Source organism: Rhodopirellula sp. UBA1907, from assembly GCF_002337565.1.
Taxonomy (GTDB): domain Bacteria; phylum Planctomycetota; class Planctomycetia; order Pirellulales; family Pirellulaceae; genus Rhodopirellula; species Rhodopirellula europaea.
In genome coordinates, this window is sequence record NZ_DDGH01000006.1 from 1 (window position 1) to 2,780 (window position 2,780).

At 54.8% G+C, this 2,780-nt stretch carries 1 protein-coding gene, 1 tRNA gene and 1 pseudogene (1 of these 3 running past the window's edge); 1 reads left to right on the forward strand and 2 read right to left on the reverse strand.

Going from position 1 to position 2,780, the window contains the following annotated elements; translation table 11 throughout:
* Positions 1-1,019: 1,019 nt before the first annotated feature.
* A pseudogene (locus B2R17_RS01910) lies at positions 1,020-1,504 on the forward strand (IS4 family transposase); the annotation flags it as partial.
* Between the two features lie 136 nt (positions 1,505-1,640).
* Here the strand turns inward: B2R17_RS01910 and B2R17_RS01915 are convergent.
* Positions 1,641-2,621 (reverse strand): tyrosine-type recombinase/integrase, encoded by a 981-nt coding sequence (locus tag B2R17_RS01915; protein ID WP_286762617.1) that lies wholly within the window; start codon positions 2,619-2,621, stop codon positions 1,641-1,643.
* A gap of 117 nt (positions 2,622-2,738) precedes the next feature.
* Positions 2,739-2,780: transfer RNA gene (locus B2R17_RS01920), tRNA-Val, on the reverse strand; it runs 204 nt beyond the window's last position.

Consider the following 2,780-nt stretch of genomic DNA (forward strand, 5'->3'; position numbering starts at 1 on the left):
GCTACCAGCCCGACTGCACCCGTAACCCTCCGGTTCGCCCTCTGGCGGATACGCTGCCGGTTCAGGAGCGGTAAGGTCCCATGTGTGCCAAGTAAGCCCAATAATCCGGTCTGCAACCGCGTCACGGGTTGAGAGTTCGGGTACAAGTAGGTGAAGCTCATCGAAGAATGAACGCGTAACCACGATTTGCGGTCCACCAACTGAGCTCCAGGGAATGAACAAAGGTGGCGCAAAGGGACCAGTTCGATGCAACAACATTGGGCCACCATCAACGCGACGGTAATACCCGGCGATTAGGACCGAACCAAAGTCGCCCCACAGTTTCGGAGGTTCAAGCACGAAATATGTCACGATTCATTCGCATAACGATAGATTGAACCCTACTCAGTAGGGTCGTATTCGGGAAATTCCAGTATACACCCTTACTGAGTAGGGGTGTTTGACCAATATCACTTGACTCGCCCGGGCAATACGCCCCAACTCAGTTGGGTCGTTTGACCAATATCCCTTGAGTCGCTCGAGCAATACGCCCCTACTGAGTAGGGCTGATTGACCAATATCACTTGACTCGATAGCTTCCCGAGGGGTTCGGCAGCCTCTCGGCGGAGGCTGCTGCATTCGCCCAGCTTGATCAACGGTGCGTCCTGAAAGGATCGTTTTGATGACACTCGCAGAATTTGAGCGTGCGGTGGCCGTGGCGGACGACATCGGAGAGTCTGACCAAACTTGGTTTCCGAAGTGGCTTCGACGCTACGAGGGCGATGAAAGGGGACAGGGGCAACAGTGTTCGGCCCGGCGTATGCCGGCCGACGCTGAATTGCTAGCATCCATAATTTGGCTTGTCTTCGTTCGCTGGGCGAGAGTGTCTCGTTCTTGCTTCAAAGAGACTGGCGGGCAGTTGCGATGATGTGAAACCGTTAGTGGTTTGCATCCGACAGAGCCGAGATGCGTGAAACCGGTTTGGCTCTTGCGTCGATCTTGCTTTACTCCTGCGTTTAGCGGGTAATCGTTGGTTTGCCATGCCAACCAAAACCAAGCGACTCGAAAGATGAAAGCGCCCTGAAGACCAGGGTGAGCGAACACAGAAATCTCTCGTCAAGCCAAAGATCAAAATCGAAGGCCTCAAACGCTTCGCCATGCTCAAGCCTCTGCTCGAGCATCTTCACCAACATGAGTGCCAGCGTGATACAACTGGAAACCGTACGCTGCACTACGATCAATATTGCATGCTCGTGTTGCTGTATGTCCTGAACCCCACTGCCTCGAGTTTGCGAGCGATCTCGCAGGCCAGTGAGTTGGCGAAAGTACGTGACGAACTGGGCAACGAGGAGGCTTCGCTGGGATCGCTATCCGAAGCCGGTGGGCTGTTCTCTGCAGACCTTGTCAAGCCGATCATTGGGCCTTGTCTACTGAAGTCAAGGATGCTGCCCCGGACCCGCGACGGAGCAGCATTCAGCAAACGATCACCGCCGTGGATGGCTCTTCTATCAACGCATTGCCGAGCAACGAACCGGCGGCGATGGGACAGATGCGAACGACGCCGAGACAACGTGTGTATTCTTGAGTGGCCTATTGTAACTAGAAGCGGCTAAAATCATTTTTAGGTCACCAGTCTCAAAAAGCAGATCAGCCCAACTTGGTCACCTCCTGCTAGCAGCGTTTTCGGCTTGTCGCCGCAGGTGCTCGATGTTCTGGGACAGGTGGGCGTAGTTGGATACCATTCGTGTCGATCGGTGCCCCATCAGGTGCGACAGCGAAACAGTGTCGACTGAGCGAATCAAGGCGTTGGTCGCGTAGCTGTGCCTGGCCCCGTAGGCGATGCACCGGAACCCCGCTTTTTTCGAGATGCGGATCATCGCTTGGACGAGGGCGTCTTTCGTGTAAGGGACTCCTTTAGTGTTCTTAAAGAGGACACCTTTCTCCTTCAAACGCGGAGCAACGATGCCTTTGGCCTCTGCGGTGAGGAAGATGACTCGCGAGTCGGTTTCGCCTTTGCTTTCGTCGGGCGGAAAAATGACAAGGTCATCGTGGACATGGCGTGCCTCAACGGTGCGACCTTCTTTCGGTCGGCACCCGGTCGACCAAAGAAAATTGATCAACGCGGCCAATTGGGGACTCGCGTACGACTGGATGATTTTCCACTGCTCGGGCGTGTAAACGATCTCTCTTCGCTTTCGCTTCGGTTTGACGATCTTAGGAATCGGGGATGCGTGAAGGTATTCGTGCTCGACCGCCCAATTGAACATTCGCTGCACAACCGAAATGGCATCATTCTGGCTTGTCGTGACCCCGACGTCCTTCGACCAGTTCAAGACGTGGTGCTTCCTCAGGGCAGAGATTTTGAGCGTCTTACCAATCGCTCCGATGAAGCTTTTCAAGTACAGCCGGTGATTGCTGTATGTGCCGGCACTCCGATTTTCTTGGCACCAATCGAGGTACGACTGCGAAAGCTCGTACACGGTCGACACTTCCGCCGAGACCGCCCGGCGATTGAGCATCAACTGGTGGTACTTGTCGAACGCCGCCTCCTTCTCAGCCCCAAGCGTGATGCGCTGGCCGTCGATGGTGCAGACCCATCGTTGTTGCTGACTTTTCCAGTACGGCTTTGGTTCTCGTGGCATGGCTTCACCCCTCGTGGTTCCTGAAAAGGGAACGGAAAGGGGAATAGTACGCCGGTTCGTCAGCTGGGAAAGTTTCGGCGCATAAAAAAAGCCCGCGAATTGCGGGCTCTTTTCGAGTGGGCGATACAGAACTCGAATCTGTGACCTCCACGATGTCAA

Bases quoted from the DNA above. Each gene is read 5' to 3' on its own strand.
- B2R17_RS01915 (WP_286762617.1), bottom strand. From the start codon at position 2,621: ATGCCACGAGAACCAAAGCCGTACTGGAAAAGTCAGCAACAACGATGG.